Raw genomic sequence first — 21,315 nt, 5'->3', positions numbered from 1 at the left:
TAATGCTAGGTTCAAAGAAAAATGCTACTGTTGGGTATATACTAGGTGGATTTAAAATATCAAAATAAAGTTAAATTAGGAGTAAGTATTACATGAAAAAGAATGGAGTATACGATTTTTAATAGAAGATATAGAATTTCCAGCTGAAGGAATAGCAATGTGCGATGATAAAAAGGTATATATAAAAGGAGCTGTTCCTGGACAAAAAGTAACTGCCAGAATAACAAAAAAGCGTGAAAAGTATGCAAAAGGTAAGCTGCTTCAAGTTGTAGAAAATTTACCAGAAGCAGTACAGCCTGCATGTTCTGATTTTGGAAACTGCGGCGGCTGCATATATCAATTTTTAACTTATGAAGATCAGCTTAAGCTTAAAGAAAAACAGGTTCTTGATCTTTTTAAAAAAGCAGACATAGAAGGCTTTAAATATGAAGGAATACTTGGCAGTCCAGAGGCTTTTGAATACAGAAATAAAATGGAGTACACCTTTGGCGATCTTGAAAAGGATGGTGAACTTACTCTTGGTCTTCACGCAAAAAACAGCAGCTTTTCTATAATAAATACAAGTAGCTGCAAAATTGTCGATGATGACTTTAACACTATTTTGAATGCAGTTGTAACTTATTTCAGAGAAAAAAAGCTTCCATACTATAAAGTTTTAAAACACACTGGTTATCTTAGAAATCTTTTAGTAAGAAAGGCTAAGAACACTGGTGAAATACTAATTGGAATAGTTACAACCTCTCAAATTGATTTTGATTTAGAAGAAATTAATTCTAAACTTCAAGGCATAAACTACAAAGGTACTCTTAAAGGAATACTACATATTGTAAATGATGGTCTTGCAGATATGGTTCGTGCTGATAAGATAAATGTATTATTTGGTAAGGATTACATAATAGAAAATCTTCTTGGCCTTAAGTTTAAGATTTCTCCATTTTCCTTTTTCCAAACAAATTCTAAGGGTGCTGAAAGGCTATACAGCACTGTAATGGAATTTTTGGGCGACGCCTCAAACAAAACTGTCTTTGACCTTTACTGTGGTACTGGAACTATAGGTCAGCTTGCAGCCTCCAGTGCACAAAAGGTAATAGGCATAGAATTAATAGAAGAAGCAGTAGAGGCAGCCAAGGAAAATGCAGCATTTAACAATATTTCAAACTGCACCTTTATAGCAGGCGATGTTGCAAAGGTTATAACAGAGATCAAGGATAAGCCAGATGCTATAATTCTTGATCCTCCAAGACCTGGCGTTCATCCGAGTGCTATGCGATATGTCATAGAATTTAATGCTCCTACTATAGTTTATGTTTCCTGCAACCCAAAAACACTTGTGGATGACCTTGGCGTGCTTCTTGCTAAGGGGTATAGTGTGGAGAAGGTTAAAGTGGTGGATATGTTCCCACAAACTGGGCACGTGGAGTGCGTAGTAGGAATACGTCGCAAGGATTTCTTATAATCATTGAATTTACTCACTTTGCAAGCTTTTATAACTTTAACACAAATGGTGATGATTTTAAAAATAAAGAGGTTATTCAGGGGGTTAAGGTTAGAGTGGGGATTTGATATGGTGTAAGTAGATATAAAATAAGAAAAAGCTTTGGAGAATATCCTTAGCTTTTTTAATTTCTCTCAAATTGATAGAAATTAATATAAATGCTATAATTTGTTTATATTATGTTTATTTGGGATGGGATAAGATGAGTAATGATAATTTTATAAAGGAATTGAAAAAGTTATATAATGAGCACAATATTATACCATTTATAGGAGCAGGTCTATCTATACCTTTTAATATACCAGATTGGGGAAAACTAATACGTGATTGTGCTATAAATATGGGAATAGAAAATGTAAATGGAACATCATTTATTCAAATGTTAGATTTTAGCTTAAATCAATATGACTATTGGGAAGCAGTAAGAATAATTAAAAAATATTTAAATCGAACGGAAGAAGATATTCAAGAATATATTGTGAATACAATAAAGTCAAATATATTAAAAGAGGTAAATGATGGAGAGAACAATTATTCAGATTTATCTAAATATGGATTTGATATATTTCTCACAACTAACTATGATCACATTTTGCAGAGGTATTTAGATACTAATTATATCCCTGTAAATTTAAAAGATGTTAATTCAAATATGCAGAAATTAATTGCAGAAAAAGGGAACAAGAGGATTTTTCATTTACATGGGCATATAAGTGATAGTAGTAGTATAGTTATAAGTGAAGAAAAATATAAGGAATTATATAACGATAATAAGTATAAAACACTTTTTTCAATATTTACAGGAGTGAAGACTTTTTTGTTTATCGGATTTTCTTTTAATGATATTTTTATCCAAAAAATAATTAAGGATAATAATGAATTTTTTAATTCCAAGCATTATATTATATTGGCAAACCCAACTATGGAGAATGTTAAATGGCTTAAGCAAAATTATAATATTGAAACAATATCATATGATCCAAGTAAATCTTCCCATTCTGAGGAGATAAGAAAAATTTTAACCGCAATATGTTCAAATGATGATTATAATATCGAAGCAAAGCAAGGACTTGATACAGATGAATTGGATGAAGAGTTTTTAGATATACTTCCTAACAATGAAAAGAAAAAGGAATTAGAAAAGAATTTATTTTGTAAAAAACTTAGGATTGAAGAAATCGAAGAACTTAAAGTTGACTATAGTAAGGAATGCTTCTTTACAGCAGAACAGTATTTTAGATGGTTGAAAAAATCAGGTATAAAAAATAATGATAAAATTGCAAAACATCTTCTAGACTTGTCATATATGAAGTATAAGGAAGTTTTGATAAATGAGTTTGCAGAAAATAAGGATAGTGATGCTTTTTTAAAAGCTGTACATAATTCATTAAGTAAATTAGAATATTCTAAGCTTAAAAATAAAATAAATGAAGAAAATATGCCTAATGAAATAAATAAACAAGGATTTATACATGTTGCTGCAGATGACTCTAATACAGAGAAAGAAGTGTGGTGGGGGGAAAAGAGATTCCATGAAAAGTAAATTACCAATAGATTTAAAATATTTATTTGAAAATAAGTATATAGAGTGTATGCAAATATTAATAATCCTCTTTTTAAATAATAAAAAAAGGAAAGGCGTTGTCTTCGAAGAACTATTGTATTATTTTACTCTAATTTCATCTGTTAATGAAGACGGTGATAATTATTATATTAATGAAAAATACATCCAAAACAACTATTTGGCATCAGAAGAAAAGATTAGAAACGATTTAATAATTTTATCAAATCAAAATTTTGTAGAAATCAGAGTAGAAAAATTTGATAAGAAAAATGAAATGTATATTAAGTTAAGTGAAATAGGGAAAAAGACAGTTGAGACGCTTGAAAATGAATATTATATAAATGAGTTAAAGAAGGGAGAATACTTAATTCAGTTTAAGAAATTTAGTGCAAAAAGCCAAAAAGGAGTTTTGAGAGGAAATGAAGACTAAATTAAGGTTGAAGAAATTAATTATTAGTGGTGAAAAATATAAACGAACTTTAGATATAGATGAATCGCTTATATTAATCAAAGGAGATGGATTCTCAGGTAAATCATTAGTATTAAATTTAATAGCTTATTGTTTAGGCAGTAAATCAGAATTAATAGATTTAACAGTACAAAAAGAATTAAGCGATTATTGTGATGAAGTATTTTTAGAGATAAAAGCAGGAGAGAAAAATTATACTATAAATAGGAATTTAAAGCATGATAGAAATATTATAAGTATTTATTTGTGCAAATATAATGAATACAAAGAATACTCGCCTTGGAGAAAAAAAGTTGATGATGCAAATGATTTTTTTGCAGAAGAATTTCAAATACCATTGCATTTTATTTTAAGGAAAAAATCTGGTACTAAAGATCTAAACCAAGAAAAATTGTCATTTAGGGATTTTATGAGATTTGTATTTATACATCAAGGAGAGCTTGGAACAAATCAATTTTTACAACACAATAATACATTTATATCAGGAAAGAATAAAGAAATATTTAAAATAATAAATGATTTAGTAATTCCAGATTTAGAAGAAATAAATAAATCTATACAGGTAAATCAAAATGAATTGAATAAACTTGAAAAGATAAATGATGGATTAGAAGATTATTTAGATAAAAGAGAAGCCGTTGTATTGGAACAACTTATAGCCAATAGGGATGAAATACAAAATAAAATTAACAATTTAAATGATGATAAAAAGGCTGTAATAAAGAAAAATAGGAATAGTAAATCTGAAATATACTCTGATTTAAAAAAAGATATCAGGGAAATAGATGAACAAATTTTTGAGAAAAATAGTATTTTGAGCACTACTGAACTATCAATAAAAAATAAGGAAATTTTATTGATAGACTATAATGAAGAAAAGTCAAAACTAATGGCCACATTAGAAGCAATGAAAAAGATTAAAATTATAGAACATAGTGAAAGATGTCCTCTTTGTCATAATGTTGTTTCGATAAAAAGTGACACAGAAGATAATAATGAGGAAATTGAAAAAGCATTAAATCAGCTTCAAGATAAAATTGAAACTTTAAATGATTTAATTTCCATAGACAAAGATAAGGTTTTAAAAATTACAAATAGCTTGGGAAAACTATACCAAAAAAAGAAAATATATATAATGGCTTTAAATGAATATCAAGATAACCTTGAAACACCTTATTTAGCTGAGATTGAATCCATTAATTCAATGATTAAAGATTATACTACAGAAAAAAATAAGATAAACTCGCTGATTGATATTCATAATGAGGTTAAAGAGAATCTAAGTAACTTAGACAGGTTGAATAAAGAAATTGATAGATTGAATAAAAAGAAAGATAAATTATTAAAATTAGCTGAAAGAGAAGACTTAATACTTGAGAAATTAAACAAAAAGTATAGGAGATCAATGAGTAGGTTTAACTTTACAGATACTCAAGAAGATAAGTGTTATATTAGTAAAGAAACTTATTTACCATATTACAATGGTATTAGTGTTTTGAAACATACTAGTGGGTGCTTATTATTATGTATGCAAATAGCTTACTTAGGTGCAATTTTAGAGTTGAATATAGAAGAAGAAAATAATTGCCATCCAGGAATATTATTTTTGGACACAGTAAGCAATAATATAGGAACCAATAGTGATTCAAAAGATAGTATTGATCCTGAAACTTACAATGAACTATATAAGTATTTGGTTGAACTTTCTGATGATAACCAAAATATTTATTATAGATAATACACCTCCTAAAATAAATAAGCCATGTAAAGAATTTGTTTTCAGAAGGGTAAATCCCAATGAAAGCTTAAAAGGATTAATAGATATATCAAAAAATGAATTAAATTTAAATAGTTGATATATGACTTTTATATAGTTTGCCCATCCTCAAAAACAAAAAATCCTTCAAATTTACAACCAAGAGCTTCAGCAATTTGCTGGAGCTCTTTTTCTGAGAAATTATCACGTGATAGTTTATTGGATAAATTTTGATTAGTAGTTCCAATTAATCTTGCAAGCTCCGATATAGTAATATTTTTTCTTTTTATTAAAATACGAATTTTTTCACCCATAGTTAATTGCATGTGATTCACCATCCTTAAATTTAAATATACACTTTTTAATGTGAATTTTCAATAATAAGAAAAATAATTGATAAAAAAAGATTCTTCTTGAATAATTACATTTATAAGTGTAATATTAAATTAAATAGTGTGAATTAGAAAAGCAGGAAAAATGAATTTATAAAGGTGGAGGGTAAAAATGTGTAAAAGTAAAGTAATTTCTATCGTGAATCAAAAAGGAGGTGTAGCTAAAACCGTAACAACTTTAAACTTAGGATATGCATTAGCAGAAATGGGAAAGAAGGTATTGCTTATAGACTTCGACCCGCAGAGCAGTTTAACAGTATGCTTTGGATATGACAATACAGACAGTATAAAAACAACAATATATAATTTGATGTCGCAGGCTATTGAGGAAAAAAGCTTACCTAAGAAGGAAGAGTATATTATTACATCAGGAAATATTGATATTATTCCATGCAACTTAGAGCTATCAGCAATTGAAATAGCACTTGTTAATGTTATGAGCAGAGAACTTGTTTTAAAATCTATAGTTGATGAAGTGAAAACTGATTATGATTACGTTATTATTGATTGTTCTCCATCACTTGGAATGCTTACTATAAATGCTCTTGCGGCTTGTGATAGTGTGATCATTCCTGTTACTCCTCAATATCTTTCAGCTAAAGGCTTGGAGTTACTTCTTAGGAATATTATAAGAGTTAAAAAGAGGATAAATCCTAAGATTGAGGTTGATGGAATACTTTTAACAATGTATTCAGAAAGAATGAAGCTTTCAAAAGAAGTGTTATCAATAATTCAAGATGCTTATGGAAGTAAAATAAATATTTTTGAGAATAAGATACCAACTTCAGTTAAGGTTGGCGAGGCTAATATGAAAAGTAAGAGTACCATAGAATATGATCCTAAAAATAAAGTATCCATTGCATATAGAGAATTTGCTAAGGAGGTGGCTGCAATATGAGTGAGAGAAAGTTAATGAGCTTAGATGATATGTTTGGAGATATCTCATCTGAACAAGAAACTAATTCAGGAATAGCAGAGATTGAAATAGAAAAACTTGTGCCTTTTAGTAATCACCCTTTTAAGCTGTATGAAGGTGAAAGATTAGATGATATGGTAGAAAGTATTAAGGAGTTTGGAGTTATAGTACCTATAGTTATAAGACCTATAGGTACAAGTTATCAGATCCTATCTGGTCACAATAGAGTAAATGCTGCAAAACTTGCAGGAATACTTAAAGTACCAGCGGTTATTAAGGAAGGACTTACTGAAGATGAAGCTACTTTAATTGTTACTGAAACTAATTTAATTCAACGTTCTTTTGCAGATTTAAGGTATTCAGAGAGAACAGCTGCAATATCACAAAGATATAAAGCCATGAAGCAGCAAGGAAAAAGAAATGACCTTTTAGATGAAATTGAAAAGCTTGCAAACCCTTATAATATCAAAGATGAAGCAACCTTGTGCCAAGTTGAGACAAAGTTAAGAACAGATGAAAAATTAGCTCAAAGTTATAATCTTTCAAGAAATATGATAGCCAGATATGTTAGGCTTGGAGAATTAGATAGTGATTTAATGAATAGACTTGATGCTGATGAAATTGCATTTATGACAGCAGTAACAATATCATTTATAAAAAAAGAAGAGCAGCAAATTATAAACGAAATTCTAAACTCCAACAATTTTAAATTAGACATGAAAAAAGCCGAAGTACTTAGGGATTACTCAGAAAAGGGAAAACTAAACGAAGAAACAGCTTATTCAATTCTTTCAGGAGAAATTAACAAAAAAACAAAATCAAATAAACCTACTGCTATAAAATTGAAGCCAAAACTAATAAGCAAATATTTTGCACCAGAAGTTAAACAGCCAGAGATTGAAGATATTATTGATAAGGCTTTAAAACTATATTTTGAAACACAGGGGAAGGAGGTACTAGATGAGTAGATTAACAGAGGTAAGAGAAATCTACGAAAAAGTAACAGGAATAGTTACAAGCAATAAAAAGGAATGGAAAGAATTCTTAGACTTTGCAGCAAAAATTTATAAATATAACTTTGATAATGCAGTTTTAATTTATGCTCAAAGACCTGACGCAACAATGGTTGCTACTATGGAAATTTGGAATAAAAAAATAGGAAGATATGTAAACAGAGGAACAAGAAGCATAGCAGTTTTTGATACTTCTATGCCAACTCTTAGGTTAACCTATCTATTTGATATTAAAGATACTAATGGAGAACCTCATACCATTCCTAAGCTGTGGAAGTTAAGCGATGCTATTAGTGAAAAACTTTTAGAAAATATAAATGAAAAATATGAGTTAAATTGTAGTTCTATTGAAGAATTGATATTACAGCTTACAGATATTAAGGTTAATGAAAGCTTTGATAATATTTTAGAAGGCTATGAACAGGATATTAAAGAAACGTGGCTTGAAAGTTTACCAGAAGAAGGGTTTATAAGTTGTTTTACTCAAACTATTCTTGAAAGTATAAGTTACATGTTGGCAAAAAGATGTGGAATAGAAGTTTCAAACTTTTACAATGAAAATAGCTTTAGAGTAATAAATCATTTTAATACGCTGCCATTAACTTTTAGACTTGGAAATTCTGTATGCAATATATCTCAGCAAATTCTTAGAGAATTTGAAAGTGAAATAGTAAAAATAATAAAAGAGCAAAGGAGTGAAAAAAATTATGAAAGAGAACTTAAACTTAAGTTACAAGGAGATAGACGGAATATTTTATCCAGAGATACAAATATCCAGGAACAAGGAAGTAGATCAGAAACCTTTAGGGAAGTACGGTCAGATGGCATTAAATTATCTAAAGAACAATCATCAGAGCAGATACAGCTTACTTCTAGCACAAGGGGAGCTAATGGAGAAAATGCATCAGGTGAACGAGGAAGCATATCAGAGGCTGGAAGTATTAATGGAGCAAATGCTGAAAACAGATCCAATAATGAATCCAGAGAATACAATGGAAAGCTTCAAGCACAGGAAGAGAATAAAGGAAACAGCAGAGGAGATAGTTCTTCACGAAATAGTATACAAAATGAGATAAAGCAAATAGATATTTTTGAGTCACAAAAAAAAAGTGGCTCTTTTTTAATGTCTGAAAATAAGCATAAGGAAGCTAATAATATAGAAGATACTAAAAATGATAAAAATGAAGATATTAGTAATAAAGGCGATATTCAAGATAAAATCTATGAGCAGGTTATTTATAAGCTAAAAGCACTAAATGCTGATTATTATAAAAGTGTAGAGTTTGAAGAACCATTAGAAAAGAACCTTTACTCAAAGACTTTACAAAATATATCAAACTTTATTACAAGTCAAGTAGCATTAGAAGAAGTAAATATAGAAAGCAAGTTAGAAAAAATTCAAAATGTAATTGATAAAATAATAAAAGATATTACTTATAATGAATTTGAGATTAATAATGCTGTAAATAGAATAAACTCTTTAATCAATTCAGAAGCATCAATGTAGTAAATACAGAATATATAACTACAGGTAAAAATTCAACATGGGAAGATTATAAAAATAAAGCCATAGAAAATTATGAAACTAATATTTTAGGGTGGTTAAATAACAATGAAGTACATAGAAAATCTGAAACTAAAGAAAAAGCTGAGAAAATAAACTACAGCTATAGTCCAGATGATGAAATTGGAGTTGGAGGACTTAAAACTAAATTTAGAAACAATATAGAAGCTATTAAAACTTTAAAGGTTATTGAAGAAGAAAATAGATTGGCAACACCAGAGGAACAGAAAATACTTGCTAAGTACGTAGGATGGGGAGGTATGGCTCAAGCTTTTGATATTAATAGTACAGGATGGAATAGTGAATATACAGAATTAAAAGCACTACTTTCTCCTGAAGAATATGCATCTGCAAGAGCTTCTACACCTAATGCTCATTATACTTCACCTACAGTGATTGAAGGAATATATAAAGCACTTGAGAACTTTGGATTTAAAACAGGTAATATATTAGAACCTTCCATGGGAGTTGGAAATTTCTTTTCTATGCTTCCAGACAGCATGAAAGATTCTAAGTTATATGGAGTAGAACTTGAGGATATTTCAGGAAGAATAGCAAAGCAGCTCTATCAAAAGGCGAATATTAAAATACAAGGCTTTGAAGAAAATAACTATCCAGATAATTTCTTTGATGTTGCTATAGGTAATGTTCCCTTTGGAGATTATAAACTTCATGATCCTAAATATGATAAATATAATTTTTTAATACACGATTACTTTTTTGCTAAGACTTTAGATAAAGTAAGACCAGGTGGAATTATAGCTTTTATAACTTCTAAAGGGACTATGGATAAAGAAAACAACAGTGTAAGAAAGTACATTGCTGAAAGAGCAGAATTAATTGGAGCAATAAGACTTCCTAATACTGCCTTTAAATCAAATGCCAATACAGATGTTACTGCGGATATTATATTTCTTCAAAAGAGAGAAAGGGTACAAGTTACAGAAGAAAATTGGCTTCATGTATCAAAAACAGAAGATGGAGTGCCTATAAATGAATACTTCCTTGATAATCCAGAAATGCTTCTTGGAAAAATGGTTTTTGATCAGAGAATGTTTGGTGAAGGTAGTAAATACACAGCCTTAGTTAATGATGATGAGAATTTTGATTTAAGTGAAGCTTTAGATAAAGCAGTTGGAAATCTAAATGCTAACATAACAAGTTTTGAAAGAGAAGAAGCTGCTGCGGAAGATTTTATTCCTGCTGATCCTAATGTTAGAAACTACACTTACACCTTTATAGAGAATCAGTTATATTATAGAGAAAATGCTGTAATGAGAAAGATTGAAGCTACAGGAAAGACTTTAGAAAGGATAAAAGGTCTCCATGCTATAAGGGAAATCACTAGAGAAATAATAGATATTCAAACAAATGGATGCACCCAAGAAGAGTTAAAAGAAAAGCAGGAAATATTGAATAAAAGGTATGATACATTTGTTAAAAATTATGGATATATAACAGCAAGAACCAATAACACAGCTTTTAGAGATGACAATGATTATCCTCTATTATGTTCTCTTGAGGTAGTAGATGAAAATAAAAAAGTTACTAAAGCTGATATGTTTACTAAACAAACTATACGTCCTCTTGAAAAAATAACAGAAGTTGATACAGCCATTGAAGCTCTTACAGTAAGTTTAAATGAAAAGGGAACGGTAGATTTATCTCTAATGCTAGAAATTTATGATAGCACAAGAGAAAACATTATAAATGAACTTAAAGGTCTGATATTCTTAAATCCTGAAAAATATAATAAAGATGATTTACTTCAAGGCTGGGAAACTCAAGATGAATATTTAAGCGGTAATGTAAGGCAGAAATTAAAATTGGCAAAGCTTTATGCTGAAACTAATCCAGAGCTTTTTACACAAAATGTAGAAGCCTTAGAAAAAGTTCAGCCAGTAAATTTAGAGGCTAGTGAAATTGACATAAGGCTTGGAACAACATGGATTGAAGAAGGAGATATAGAAAAATTTATTTATGAAACCTTAGGAACTCCTAAGTATGCACAAAACTCAGGTTCTCGTTATAGCAGCAATGAAATAAAAGTTCATTATAATAATTTTAATGCATCTTGGGTTATTGAAAACAAAGGTATAGATGGCTATTCCGTGGCAGCAACAGAAACCTTTGGAACTAAAAGGCTTAATGCTACTACATTATTGAAGAAACCTTAAACCTTAGAACTGTTACAGTAAAAGACAGAATAGAAGAAGGCGATACTGTAAGATATGTACTTAATCAAAAGGAAACTATGCTTGCTAGAGAAAAGCAAAATCAGCTTAAAGAAGAATTTAAGAACTGGATATTTAGAGATTCTGACAGAAGAAAGAAGTATGTTGAATTCTATAATGAAAACTTTAATAACATAAGGCTTAGAGAATATGATGGGAGCCATTTAATTTTCCCTGGAATGAATCCAGATATTAAACTTAGACAGCATCAAGTAAATGCTATAGCTAGAATTTTATATGGTGGAAGTACACTTCTTGCTCATTGTGTTGGTGCTGGAAAGAGCTTTGAAATGATAGCAAGTGCAATTGAGCTTAAAAGACTAGGACTTTCTAAGAAAAGCATATTTGTAGTACCTAATCATTTAACAGAGCAGATGGGAGCAGAGTTTTTACGATTATATCCTTCAGCTAATATTTTAGTTACTACAAAGAAAGACTTTGAAAAACAAAATAGAAGAAGATTTGTAAGTAGAATTGCAACAGGGGCTTATGATGCAATAATTATAGGTCATACTCAATTTGAAAAAATACCAATTTCAAAGAAAAGACAAGAAAGGATGTTAAACTATCAAATTGAGCAAATGACCTATGCCATAGAAGCTACTAAAAGAGAGCGAGGAGAAAACTGGTCCGTAAAGCAGATGGAGAAATTTAAAAAGAGTTTAGAGAGTGAACTTAAAAGACTTCTGGATGAATCAAGAAAGGATGATGTTATAAACTTTGAAGAGCTTGGTATTGACACTATGTTTGTAGATGAAGCACATTATTATAAAAACTGTGCAGTATTTTCTAAAATGAGAAATGTGGCTGGAATATCAAATACAAGAGCTAAAAAAGCCAGTGATATGCTTATGAAATGCCAATATATCCATGAGATAAATGAAGGCAGGGGAGTAATATTTGCTACAGGAACTCCTATTTCAAATTCTATGACAGAAATGTATGTAATGCAGAGGTATCTTCAAAATCATGAACTTGAAAGGCGAGGAATACAGCATTTTGATGCCTGGGCTGCTAGCTTTGGCGAAGTGGTTTCCTCATTAGAACTTGCTCCAGAAGGTACAGGCTATAGGTTTAGAAGCAGGTTTTCAAAGTTTACAAACCTTCCAGAACTAATGACCTTATTTAAAAATATAGCAGATGTTCAAACCTCAGATATGTTAAAGCTTCCAGTGCCAAAACTTAAAGATGATAAATATATTTTAGTATCTTCAGAGCCAAGTGAGTTTATAAAACATGAAATGGAAAACTATGTTGAAAGAGCTGAAAGAATTAGAAATGGCATGGTTGATCCTTCTGTAGATAATATGCTTAAGATAACTAATGAAGCAAGACTTTTGGGAACTGATCCAAGGCTTATCAATAAAGAAGCAATAAATGAGACAGATTCAAAGGTTAATAAGTGCATTGAAAATATTTATGAAGAATACAAAAAATCAGAAAGTATAAAAGGAACTCAAATAGTATTTTGTGATGTTGGAACGCCTAATTCAGATGGGCGTTTTTCTGTTTATGATTCAATTAAAGCAGAACTAATAAATAAAGGAATTCCTGAAAATGAAATATGCTTTATCCACGATGCTAAAAATGAAATACAACGTGAAGAAATATTTTCTGATATGAGGGCCGGAAATAAAAGAATAATTATAGGAAGTACACCTAAAATGGGAACTGGAACAAATATTCAAGACAGACTAATTGCACTTCATCATTTAGATTGTCCCTATAGACCAAGTGATATAGAGCAGCGTGAAGGAAGAATTTTAAGGCAGGGGAATATGAACCCAGAGGTATATATTTATAGATATGTTACCAAAGATACTTTTGATTCATACCTTTGGCAGATTGTAGAGCAAAAACAAAAGTTCATATCGCAGATAATGACTTCCAAATCTGTTGCAAGAAACTGTGAAGATGTAGATGAAACAGTACTGTCCTATGCAGAAGTTAAAGCTTTAGCTACTGGGAATCCCTTAATAAAGGAAAAGATGGATATTGATAATGAAGTATCAAGACTAAGAGTTTTAAAAGCTGCCTATGATAGTCAAAAATATACCCTTCAAGATAATTTCACTTTCAAATATCCAAAACTTATTAGTGAAGCTAACAGCCAGCTTGAATGTGTTATTAAGGATATTGATAAAAGAAATATGGAGGATGGTAAGGAGTTTTCAATAATTATAAATGGTAAATTATTTGATGAAAGAGAAAAAGCAGGAACAATGCTTCAGAGTCTTTATGAGAAGATACCTAAAGGTGAGGAGCTTCATGTAGGAAGTTATAAAGGTTTTGAATTAAAACTTAGAAAAAATCTCTTCTATGAAAAGCATGAACTCTTAATTCATGGTAATTTAAAATACACGGTAGACCTTGGAGATAGTGCTCATGGAAATATGCTTAGAATTGAAAATGTACTAAATAATCTTGAAAGCAAAATGGAGAATATAGAAACAAAGATTGAGGAATATAAAAGAAACTTAGAACAGTCAAAGATAGAATATGAAAAACCATTTCCTTATGAAGAAGCATTAAAAGAAAAGCTATCAAGACAATTTGAGCTAAACTCATTACTGGATCTTAATAAAAAAGACAATGAAGTTATAGTAGATGAAGATGCATTAAGTAAGGAATGTGAGGAAAATGAAGGGTTAAAAGAACAGGAATATGATGAAATGGCAATGTAAAAAAGATTTTGAAAAAGATGGGGTGAGGTAAGTGAATAAAAATAAAGGAATAAACAGAGATAATTATAAATATATAAGTTCTTTAATAGCACAACTTTTAGAACTTGATATAGACACCGAAGAAAAAATAACAGGTTATATTGAAAACTATGGAGTAGATAATTTCCTAAAAGACTATGACAAAATGGAGCTTTCTTATGAGATTTATGAAAAATTAGAAAGCTTAGGGATGATTATAGAAAATATGGGAGGTGCGGTGTAAATGGATAAGAATATGCCCTATACTAATAACTTTTTAAAAGGCTTAACCAGTTTGACAGGTATTCCTATAAAGAAAATTCAAGAATATGCAAAAGAAAATAATCCTTTTAATATATTAGAGCATCCAAAAGTTATAGAACCAAATGAAAAGCAACTTCAAAAAATAGGACTGCTTAATGAATTTATAGCTTCTTACAACCTACTTAAAGTACATGAAAGTGAAAATAAAATTAAGTTTTCATCTCCCAAAGAAGCAGCTGATTACTTTATTCCATTATTAAGTGGTATAAAGGATAAAGAAAAATTTATGGTGGCATTTTTAGATAATGGAAACAACATAATTCAGACAAAAATAATGTCAGAAGGTAATATAGCTCAAGCAGTAATTTATCCAAGAGACATTTTAAAAGAAGCTCTAGCTTGTGACTGCAAAGCAATGATATTAGCACATAATCATCCAGGAGGTTCTAATTCCCCATCCAATGAGGATAAAGCATTAACACAAAAGCTTGTAAATATATTTCATCCCTTAGATATTAAAATCCATGATCATATAATAGTTGCAGGAGTGAATTTTTGTTCTATGGCTGAAAAAGGTTATATGCCACAAGCTATAAATGAATTAGCTAGCTATGAACCAATAAAAATAGAAAATAAAAATATATTAGAAGAAAATCAAAGCTTCAATTCTCAGTTAGACGAGGAATTGGAGCTTTAACTTTATTTATAGGAGGGAATAGTTCATGGCAATGGAAAAACTAAGATTTACTGATGAAGAAATATCTAAAGCTGATAGTGTAAATATAATAAGCTATGCTTTAAGTGCAGGATATCCAGTAAAGCAAGTTACTTCTCGTTCCTTTAAAATAGAAGGCTATGGAGGTTTATATATTCATAGTGATGGCCATAAATGGAATTGGTTTTATCAGAATAAAGGTGGTGGAGCTATTCAGTTTGTAATGGAAATGGAGAATAAGTCCTGGGTAGATGCGGTAAAAACTCTAATAGGAAAAACAGATGAAATTGTACGATATAAACCTCTAGAAGTTATTGAAGAAGAAACAAAAGGAGAATTTATTCTTCCAGAAAAAAATACTACCTTTAAACATATTTTTGCATATCTTATTAATTCAAGGGGCATTGATAGTGAAATTGTAAGAGATTTTGTTAAAGAACATAAGCTATATGAAAATGCACATGGTAGCTGCGTATTTGTAGGCTTTGATAAGGAAAACAATCCTAAATATGCAAGTATAAGAAGTACTAATACTACAGGTAATTCTTTTAGATGTGATGTAAAAAACTCAGATAAAACCTATCCATTTTGTAAGGAAGGAAATAATAATACAGTATGTATATTTGAAGCTCCTATAGATTTAATGAGCTATCTTACATTGATAAAAAAACATAATATACGAAGCTTTGATAATCACTGTATTTCTCTTGGAGGAGTTGGGGATAAGGCTCTTGAATACTACTTAAAAGAAAATCCTAATATAAATAAAATAATGCTCTGTCTTGATAATGATGAGGCAGGGCATTTTGCATGTAATCAAATTTTTAATAAATATAAAGATAGATATGAAATTGTAAGGCATAAACCTAAAGGAAAAGATTTTAATGAAGATTTAATAGCTTTAGATGAGGAGTCGAAAGTAACAAAAATAAGTGAAAATGAAGCTATGTATGGAAGTAATGATTACTCAACTGAGTTTGAGGATATTAGTATTTAGAAAGGTAAAGAGTTCTTTTTTCAATATCCAAGAGGACTGAGCGAAAGCCATGGGCTTGAGGTGAAGGCAAGCTTCCTATTGGTATAGCCAATAGCTCGTTAAGAATGGGGAAATCCCCAAGCCCCTTTAAAAGTTACTTAGAAAGAAGGGAAGGTATGAGAAAAAGAAATGTTCAAACTAATATTAGAATGACAGAAGATGAAATAGAGCAAATAAAAAAGAAAGCTAAAAAAGCTAATATGACATTTAGCAATTATGTTATAGCTTCTGCACTTAATAAAGATATTGTGGTTGTTGATGGAATAAAAGATTTTGCTCATCAACTTTCTAAAGTAGGTACAAATATTAATCAATTAACTATGCTTTGCCACCAAGGAAAGATAAATTGTCCTGATATAAATTCTGTAAATAAGATGCTGAAAGAGATATGGGAGTATTTGGTTACTATAAGAAAAATAAGGTGAAACCATGGCTGTAATAGAGTTTATCAATGGTTCAAATAACACCTATAAAAGTATGAAAAGAGCTATAAATTATATAAAGAATCCTTTAAAAACAGCAGAACATTTAACTGGAGGAAAAGATTGTTCGCCAGATACAGCTTATGAAGAATTTATCATGACTAAGCAGAACTTCAATAAAGAAAAGGGAAGGCAGTTTATACATTTTATTCAGTCATTTTCCCCTAATGATAAAGCAACACCAGAAGTTATAAATGAGATAGGTAAAAGACTCTTAGAGCATGAAGTTTTTAAGGATTTTCAGGTACTATATGCAACTCATACTGATAAAGGACATCTGCATACTCATTTTATTATCAATTCAGTTAGTTTCATAAAAGGACATAAGTGGCAGTTATCAAAGGAACAATTAGAAAGTCTTAAGGAATATTCAGATGAGCTATGCCGGGAATATAGTCTTATTGTTGTTGATGGAGAAAAAGGAAAGCATAAGAATAGAGGAGAATATAGAGCAATTGATAACAAACAAAGTTGGAAATACGAGCTGTATCTTGCCGTTAAGAATTGTAAATGGTGTAGCAGAAGTAAGGATGAGTTTATAGAAAATATGAATAAGCTTGGTTATAAAGTTGATTGGACAGATGAAAGAAAATATATAACTTTTACAACTCCTGATGGAAAAAAGTGCAGAAATAGAAAACTATATCCCACAGAACAATTTACAAAAGAGGCACTTTTTAAGGCTTTTGAATTAAATAGACAGAAAGAAGATAAAAAGCAACTTGAAGCGAGAATGGAATTGCTATTGACAGCAATTGAAATGATTTCCAAGGATAATAGCAATAATTATAATTCTCATTTACCTTTAACTGCACTTGAGGGGCAAGCAAAGAAGGAAAGAGCAATTGAGGAGGCTAAAGGAAGGGGATTAGATTGGAAAAAAAGTAATGACCAAGAAATTTAAATAAATTATATATAATGCTATAATGTAGTTATGTTAGATAGAAAACTGATGGAATAAGGGATGAGGTTATGAATATATTTGAAATTTTTTATGCTTCAAGAAATGAAGAATATTCTAAAAAAATGGCTGCATATATGAAGAATAAATTTGAGTTTCTTGGTATAGCAAAGCCTGAAAGAGCAAAGTTAAGCAAGGATTTTCTTAAACAACATAAAAAAGATATATCTATTGATTGGGAATTTATATTTAAGTGCTATGATATGCCAGAAAGGGAATTTCATTATTTAGCTTTAGATTATATTTTGCTATTAAAAAAACAACTTGTACCAGAGGATATTAGCAGGATTGAGAAGCTTATTATAACAAATTCATGGTGGGATAGTACAGATTGTCTTGATGCTATTGTTGGGTATATGTGTTTGGAGTATCCACAATTAAAGGAATCTGTAATATTAAAATGGATTGATTGTGATAATATCTGGTTAAAAAGGGTAGCTATAGATTTTCAATTGCAATATAAAGATAAAACAGATGTTGATATATTAAGAAAAGCGATACTTAGTAACTGTAACACAGATGAATTTTTTATAAATAAAGCTATAGGATGGTCACTAAGAGAATACTCAAAGACTGATAAGGAATGGGTCAGAAATTTTTTAAAAGAAAATAAATTATCTACACTAAGTATTAGGGAGGCAAGTAAGTATCTTTAGACGTTAATAGTACTTACTTTTAAGGGAGATTTTATGTTAGAAGACAATTATCCAGGATATAATCTTATTAGAAATTTTAATCCAAAGGGAAAAACTTTTGTTTTTAATTTAAGTAAATATGATTGTTATAGATTAAGTAAGGGAAAATGCAGTATACAGTTTGAACAAGAAAAATATAAAGATGAATCTAATTCAATTTATTGCAAAGAATGTGATTATAGGTATTGCATATCATTAGCACATTCTTTAAAAGAAAAAGGAGTTACAAATAATTTATCACCAGTAAGGATAACAAGAAATTCTTGTGGACATTATGCAATTACTGATGGACAGCATAGGTTATGTTCAGCTGCTAATGCTAATATTAAGATAGATGTATATGTTCAAGATTATGATGGACAGTGTCGAGTTTGTTATTGGAAGAAAAAAGTATAAAATATAGAATAAAAGACATTATTAAAAAGAATGATGAGTTTCTAAGGAGATTATAAATGTACAAATTTTTTTGACTTGCCGAGAAGGTAGGTCTTTTTCATTTTCCCAAAATTAAATTCAGAAAGGAGCAACACCATCAATGAAATCCAAAAAGAAAAAACTTTTAATAAGCCTACTCATATTAGTGAGTGGCATTTTATTTAACCTTTATTTTTCAACAATAATTCATCAGCTGCTTTCAAAGCAAATGACAGTTTTAAAAATCCCAAACTTAATAATCTGTATCCATAGCATGGCGGTAAGTAAAAAACACTTACTGCTTTTTTTATGTATTGACGGGCTTATAGCTTTATTTTCAGTATTCTACTATCTAGCAAACAACAAGCCCTATCAAAGTGCTTTAAGGGAAATAACACCTAAAATTTCAACTCCAGTGCCAGCTGGACAAAAGCAATTTGGTTCTGCTGAGTGGCTCACAGAAAAAGAGAAGGATTCAGCTTTTAATAACTTTATTCTAAATCCAAATGACAACAGGGTAAAGGCATTAATAGAACAAGGATATGATGATCTAAAAGAAATGAAGAAAGGATGGAATGAAAGAGAAGATGAAGAGGAAAAGAAGCAAGAAAAATGCTCAGAGAGGAAAGAGCAATTTACCATGGAAGGAGAAAAAGGAAATATTCAAGGAGAATCCAAAGATGAAACCTCAAAATGCTCAGGTGAATTTACCAAAGCTCTTTTACCGCAGGGTGGGATAGTTTTAGGTTGTAAAAAACATAAGGGAAGTGAAAAGATTTATTTTATAGGAGAAGATGTTCATAGCCTTTGTATTGGAGCTACTCGTTCAGGTAAAACAAGAACTGTAGTACTTGAAAGTATAGGTACAATAGCACTTGCAGGGGAAAGTATGATATTAAGTGATCCTAAGGGAGAATTGTATGCTTATACCTATCCTTATTTAGAAAGGTTAGGCTATGAAGTTATAGCAATAGATTTTAAAAATCCTGAAAAGAGCAGTAGGTATAATTTCCTGCAGCCTATAATCGATGCAGTAGATAATAATGATGTTGCTAAAGCTATTGATGCAACCTGGGATTTAACCTCACAGCTTGTAGGAGAACCAAAGGGTGAGAGAATATGGACAGATGGTGAAGCTTCTATAATTGCAAGTGCTATTATGAGTGTGGTTTATGACAACAAAGATGGCAATAACAGAAAATATCAGAATATGACTAATGTTTACTACTTTATTAGTGAGATGTGCAAGGCTACTGGTAACACTATGCCAATAATTGAATATGTTAAAAAGCTAAATCCTTCCCATCCTGCTAAAGCTTTACTTGCCATTTCAGAAGTAGCACCAAGCAAAACTAGAGGAAGTTTTTATACTGCAGCTCTTACAACACTAAGATTATTTACTAATCCTTTAATCAACTCCATGACTAATGTAAGTGACTATAATCCTAAGGAAACAGGAAGTAAAAAGAGGGCTATATTTATAATACTTCCAGATGAAAAAACAACTTACTATACCTTGGCAAGTTTATTTGTATCACAGCATTATATTGAACTTGTAAAAAGTGCAGATGAGAGAGGTGGAAGACTAAAAAACAGAGTAAATTTCTTACTTGATGAATTTGGTAATTTTGCTACAATACCTGATTTCTCTAATAAGCTAACCGTTGGCGGTGGCAGGGGAATCAGGTTTAATTTATTTCTACAGAGTTTTGCACAGCTTGATGATAAGTATGGAAAGGAGGTGGCAAAGACCATAAAAGGCAATTGTGAAAACTGGATTTATCTTCAGGCAGACGATATTGAAACTCTTGAGGAAATATCAAAAAAGCTTGGGAACTACACAGTATCTACTTATTCTTTAAGTGCATCCCAGGCAAAATTTTCTACTCCATCTAGCTCTCAAAGTATTAATTTAACCCATAGAGCACTACTTGCAGCAGATGAAATAAGGCTAATATCAAGACCTTACAGCTTAATTACTTCAAGAAATAACCCTGCAATTATGTATTCACCAGATTTGTCAGCTTGGGGGTTTAATAAAATGTTTGGACTTGGAGATAAAGAACATAACAGAAAAGTAAGGGAGCTAAGGCAAAACAGAAGAAAATCAAGAAACATAAACATGGTTGATATGGACTTATGGGGAATATGGCTTTACTATGCTGCAAAGGAAGAAATGGGATTAATAAAGCAATCAGTAAGAAATATGGGTATTCAGGCTTCTAAAATCCAATCAGGATATTTTTATGAAGAAAGCGAAAAGAAAGGAGAACTATACAGCGATGAAGATTAAGAATTTATTAAAGGAAGTAAAAGAAAAGGCTTGGGCAGTAATTTTAACTTTATATGCCTTATTTATGAGTAGCTATACAGCCTATGCTGATGATAATGTACAAAACAGCAAACTTGTAAAAGGTACAGAAAAACTTATAAATGACATAACAACTTGGCTTATGATATTTGCTCCAGTAGTGGCAGGAGTGCTTATAATATACTTCTTTATAAGACGTAGCGCTGCCGATGATATGGATCAGAAGAAGTGGAACAACAGAATTGTAGTTGCTATAGTTTCTTGCATAGGTGCAGTTATAGCTTCAGCTACATTAAATTTAATAATTGGATATTACAAATAATTTTAAAAAA

The 21,315-nt window shown here is 30.3% G+C and carries 19 protein-coding genes; 18 read left to right on the top strand and 1 reads right to left on the bottom strand.

What is annotated here, in order from left to right:
- The first annotated feature begins 109 nt into the window (after positions 1-109).
- The 4 genes from rlmD (at position 110) to AGR56_RS06160 (ending at position 5,266) form a co-directional block, all read left to right on the top strand.
- Positions 110-1,456, top strand: a complete 1,347-nt coding sequence (gene rlmD / locus AGR56_RS06175) for a 23S rRNA (uracil(1939)-C(5))-methyltransferase RlmD (RefSeq protein ID WP_053241532.1) — start codon at positions 110-112, stop codon at positions 1,454-1,456.
- A 241-nt stretch (positions 1,457-1,697) separates the two neighbouring features.
- Positions 1,698-3,038: an SIR2 family protein gene (locus AGR56_RS19395; RefSeq protein WP_084757129.1), complete on the top strand. Its 1,341-nt coding sequence runs from the start codon at positions 1,698-1,700 to the stop codon at positions 3,036-3,038.
- Entirely contained in the window at positions 3,028-3,489 is a 462-nt protein-coding gene (locus AGR56_RS06165) for a hypothetical protein (protein ID WP_053241531.1), read from the top strand. The genes AGR56_RS19395 and AGR56_RS06165 overlap by 11 nt, the downstream gene beginning before the upstream one ends.
- A complete protein-coding gene (locus tag AGR56_RS06160) occupies positions 3,479-5,266 on the top strand; it encodes a hypothetical protein (protein ID WP_053241530.1) in 1,788 nt (595 codons plus the stop codon). The genes AGR56_RS06165 and AGR56_RS06160 overlap by 11 nt, the downstream gene beginning before the upstream one ends.
- A gap of 128 nt (positions 5,267-5,394) precedes the next feature.
- On the opposite strand, the gene AGR56_RS06155 is transcribed toward AGR56_RS06160, so the two are convergent.
- A complete protein-coding gene (locus tag AGR56_RS06155) occupies positions 5,395-5,610 on the bottom strand; it encodes a helix-turn-helix transcriptional regulator (RefSeq protein ID WP_053241529.1) in 216 nt (71 codons plus the stop codon).
- Between the two features lie 178 nt (positions 5,611-5,788).
- Between AGR56_RS06155 and AGR56_RS06150 the strand changes: the two genes are divergently transcribed.
- The 14 genes from AGR56_RS06150 (at position 5,789) to AGR56_RS06090 (ending at position 21,305) form a co-directional block, all read left to right on the top strand.
- Positions 5,789-6,574: a ParA family protein gene (locus tag AGR56_RS06150; protein ID WP_053241528.1), complete on the top strand. Its 786-nt coding sequence runs from the start codon at positions 5,789-5,791 to the stop codon at positions 6,572-6,574.
- Positions 6,571-7,560: a ParB/RepB/Spo0J family partition protein gene (locus AGR56_RS06145; protein ID WP_053241527.1), complete on the top strand. Its 990-nt coding sequence runs from the start codon at positions 6,571-6,573 to the stop codon at positions 7,558-7,560. The genes AGR56_RS06150 and AGR56_RS06145 overlap by 4 nt, the downstream gene beginning before the upstream one ends.
- Positions 7,553-9,112 carry a hypothetical protein gene (locus AGR56_RS23300; protein ID WP_053241526.1) on the top strand — a complete coding sequence of 520 codons (1,560 nt, stop codon included), beginning with the start codon at positions 7,553-7,555 and terminating at the stop codon, positions 9,110-9,112. The genes AGR56_RS06145 and AGR56_RS23300 overlap by 8 nt, the downstream gene beginning before the upstream one ends.
- Positions 9,113-9,375: 263 nt before the next feature.
- A complete protein-coding gene (locus tag AGR56_RS23295) occupies positions 9,376-11,346 on the top strand; it encodes a hypothetical protein (RefSeq protein ID WP_347460410.1) in 1,971 nt (656 codons plus the stop codon).
- 77 nt (positions 11,347-11,423) lie between these two features.
- Entirely contained in the window at positions 11,424-14,087 is a 2,664-nt protein-coding gene (locus AGR56_RS23290; RefSeq protein ID WP_347460408.1) for a helicase-related protein, read from the top strand.
- A 31-nt stretch (positions 14,088-14,118) separates the two neighbouring features.
- The gene (locus tag AGR56_RS06130) at positions 14,119-14,349 is read left to right on the top strand and encodes a hypothetical protein (RefSeq protein WP_053241525.1); all 231 of its coding nucleotides are present in this window, start codon (positions 14,119-14,121) and stop codon (positions 14,347-14,349) included.
- Positions 14,350-15,066 carry a JAB domain-containing protein gene (locus AGR56_RS06125; RefSeq protein ID WP_053241524.1) on the top strand — a complete coding sequence of 239 codons (717 nt, stop codon included), beginning with the start codon at positions 14,350-14,352 and terminating at the stop codon, positions 15,064-15,066. It begins immediately after the preceding gene.
- A gap of 25 nt (positions 15,067-15,091) precedes the next feature.
- Positions 15,092-16,081: a DUF3991 domain-containing protein gene (locus AGR56_RS06120; RefSeq protein ID WP_008423785.1), complete on the top strand. Its 990-nt coding sequence runs from the start codon at positions 15,092-15,094 to the stop codon at positions 16,079-16,081.
- Positions 16,082-16,236: 155 nt separating this feature from the next.
- Complete coding sequence (gene mobC / locus AGR56_RS06115; protein ID WP_053241523.1) at positions 16,237-16,545, top strand: plasmid mobilization relaxosome protein MobC; 309 nt, start codon at positions 16,237-16,239, stop codon at positions 16,543-16,545.
- 4 nt (positions 16,546-16,549) lie between these two features.
- Positions 16,550-17,506 carry a relaxase/mobilization nuclease domain-containing protein gene (locus AGR56_RS06110; RefSeq protein ID WP_053241522.1) on the top strand — a complete coding sequence of 319 codons (957 nt, stop codon included), beginning with the start codon at positions 16,550-16,552 and terminating at the stop codon, positions 17,504-17,506.
- A gap of 68 nt (positions 17,507-17,574) precedes the next feature.
- Positions 17,575-18,219: a DNA alkylation repair protein gene (locus tag AGR56_RS06105; RefSeq protein WP_053241521.1), complete on the top strand. Its 645-nt coding sequence runs from the start codon at positions 17,575-17,577 to the stop codon at positions 18,217-18,219.
- A 33-nt stretch (positions 18,220-18,252) separates the two neighbouring features.
- Positions 18,253-18,654, top strand: a complete 402-nt coding sequence (locus AGR56_RS06100) for a ParB N-terminal domain-containing protein (protein ID WP_053241520.1) — start codon at positions 18,253-18,255, stop codon at positions 18,652-18,654.
- Positions 18,655-18,793: 139 nt separating this feature from the next.
- Complete coding sequence (locus AGR56_RS06095) at positions 18,794-20,965, top strand: VirD4-like conjugal transfer protein, CD1115 family (RefSeq protein ID WP_053241519.1); 2,172 nt, start codon at positions 18,794-18,796, stop codon at positions 20,963-20,965.
- Positions 20,955-21,305, top strand: a complete 351-nt coding sequence (locus AGR56_RS06090; RefSeq protein WP_053241518.1) for an Mbov_0395 family pilin-like conjugal transfer protein — start codon at positions 20,955-20,957, stop codon at positions 21,303-21,305. Before AGR56_RS06095 ends, AGR56_RS06090 begins: the two co-directional genes overlap by 11 nt.
- The last annotated feature ends 10 nt before the right edge of the window (positions 21,306-21,315 follow it).

Source organism: Clostridium sp. DMHC 10, from assembly GCF_001270375.1.
Lineage (GTDB): Bacteria > Bacillota > Clostridia > Clostridiales > Clostridiaceae > Clostridium_S > Clostridium_S guangxiense.
This window is presented reverse-complemented; position numbering and strand designations above follow the sequence as displayed.

Coding starts and splice junctions, on each gene's coding strand:
- AGR56_RS06165 (WP_053241531.1), top strand. CDS start 3,028: ATGAAAAGTAAATTACCAATAGATTTAAAATATTTATTTGAAAATAAG.
- AGR56_RS06125 (WP_053241524.1), top strand. CDS start 14,350: ATGGATAAGAATATGCCCTATACTAATAACTTTTTAAAAGGCTTAACC.
- mobC (WP_053241523.1), top strand. CDS start 16,237: ATGAGAAAAAGAAATGTTCAAACTAATATTAGAATGACAGAAGATGAA.
- AGR56_RS06105 (WP_053241521.1), top strand. CDS start 17,575: ATGAATATATTTGAAATTTTTTATGCTTCAAGAAATGAAGAATATTCT.
- AGR56_RS23290 (WP_347460408.1), top strand. CDS start 11,424: ATGCTTGCTAGAGAAAAGCAAAATCAGCTTAAAGAAGAATTTAAGAAC.
- AGR56_RS19395 (WP_084757129.1), top strand. CDS start 1,698: ATGAGTAATGATAATTTTATAAAGGAATTGAAAAAGTTATATAATGAG.
- AGR56_RS06145 (WP_053241527.1), top strand. CDS start 6,571: ATGAGTGAGAGAAAGTTAATGAGCTTAGATGATATGTTTGGAGATATC.
- AGR56_RS06095 (WP_053241519.1), top strand. CDS start 18,794: ATGAAATCCAAAAAGAAAAAACTTTTAATAAGCCTACTCATATTAGTG.
- AGR56_RS06120 (WP_008423785.1), top strand. CDS start 15,092: ATGGCAATGGAAAAACTAAGATTTACTGATGAAGAAATATCTAAAGCT.
- AGR56_RS06150 (WP_053241528.1), top strand. CDS start 5,789: ATGTGTAAAAGTAAAGTAATTTCTATCGTGAATCAAAAAGGAGGTGTA.
- AGR56_RS06110 (WP_053241522.1), top strand. CDS start 16,550: ATGGCTGTAATAGAGTTTATCAATGGTTCAAATAACACCTATAAAAGT.
- AGR56_RS23300 (WP_053241526.1), top strand. CDS start 7,553: ATGAGTAGATTAACAGAGGTAAGAGAAATCTACGAAAAAGTAACAGGA.
- AGR56_RS06100 (WP_053241520.1), top strand. CDS start 18,253: ATGTTAGAAGACAATTATCCAGGATATAATCTTATTAGAAATTTTAAT.
- AGR56_RS06090 (WP_053241518.1), top strand. CDS start 20,955: ATGAAGATTAAGAATTTATTAAAGGAAGTAAAAGAAAAGGCTTGGGCA.
- AGR56_RS06155 (WP_053241529.1), bottom strand. CDS start 5,610: ATGCAATTAACTATGGGTGAAAAAATTCGTATTTTAATAAAAAGAAAA.
- AGR56_RS06160 (WP_053241530.1), top strand. CDS start 3,479: ATGAAGACTAAATTAAGGTTGAAGAAATTAATTATTAGTGGTGAAAAA.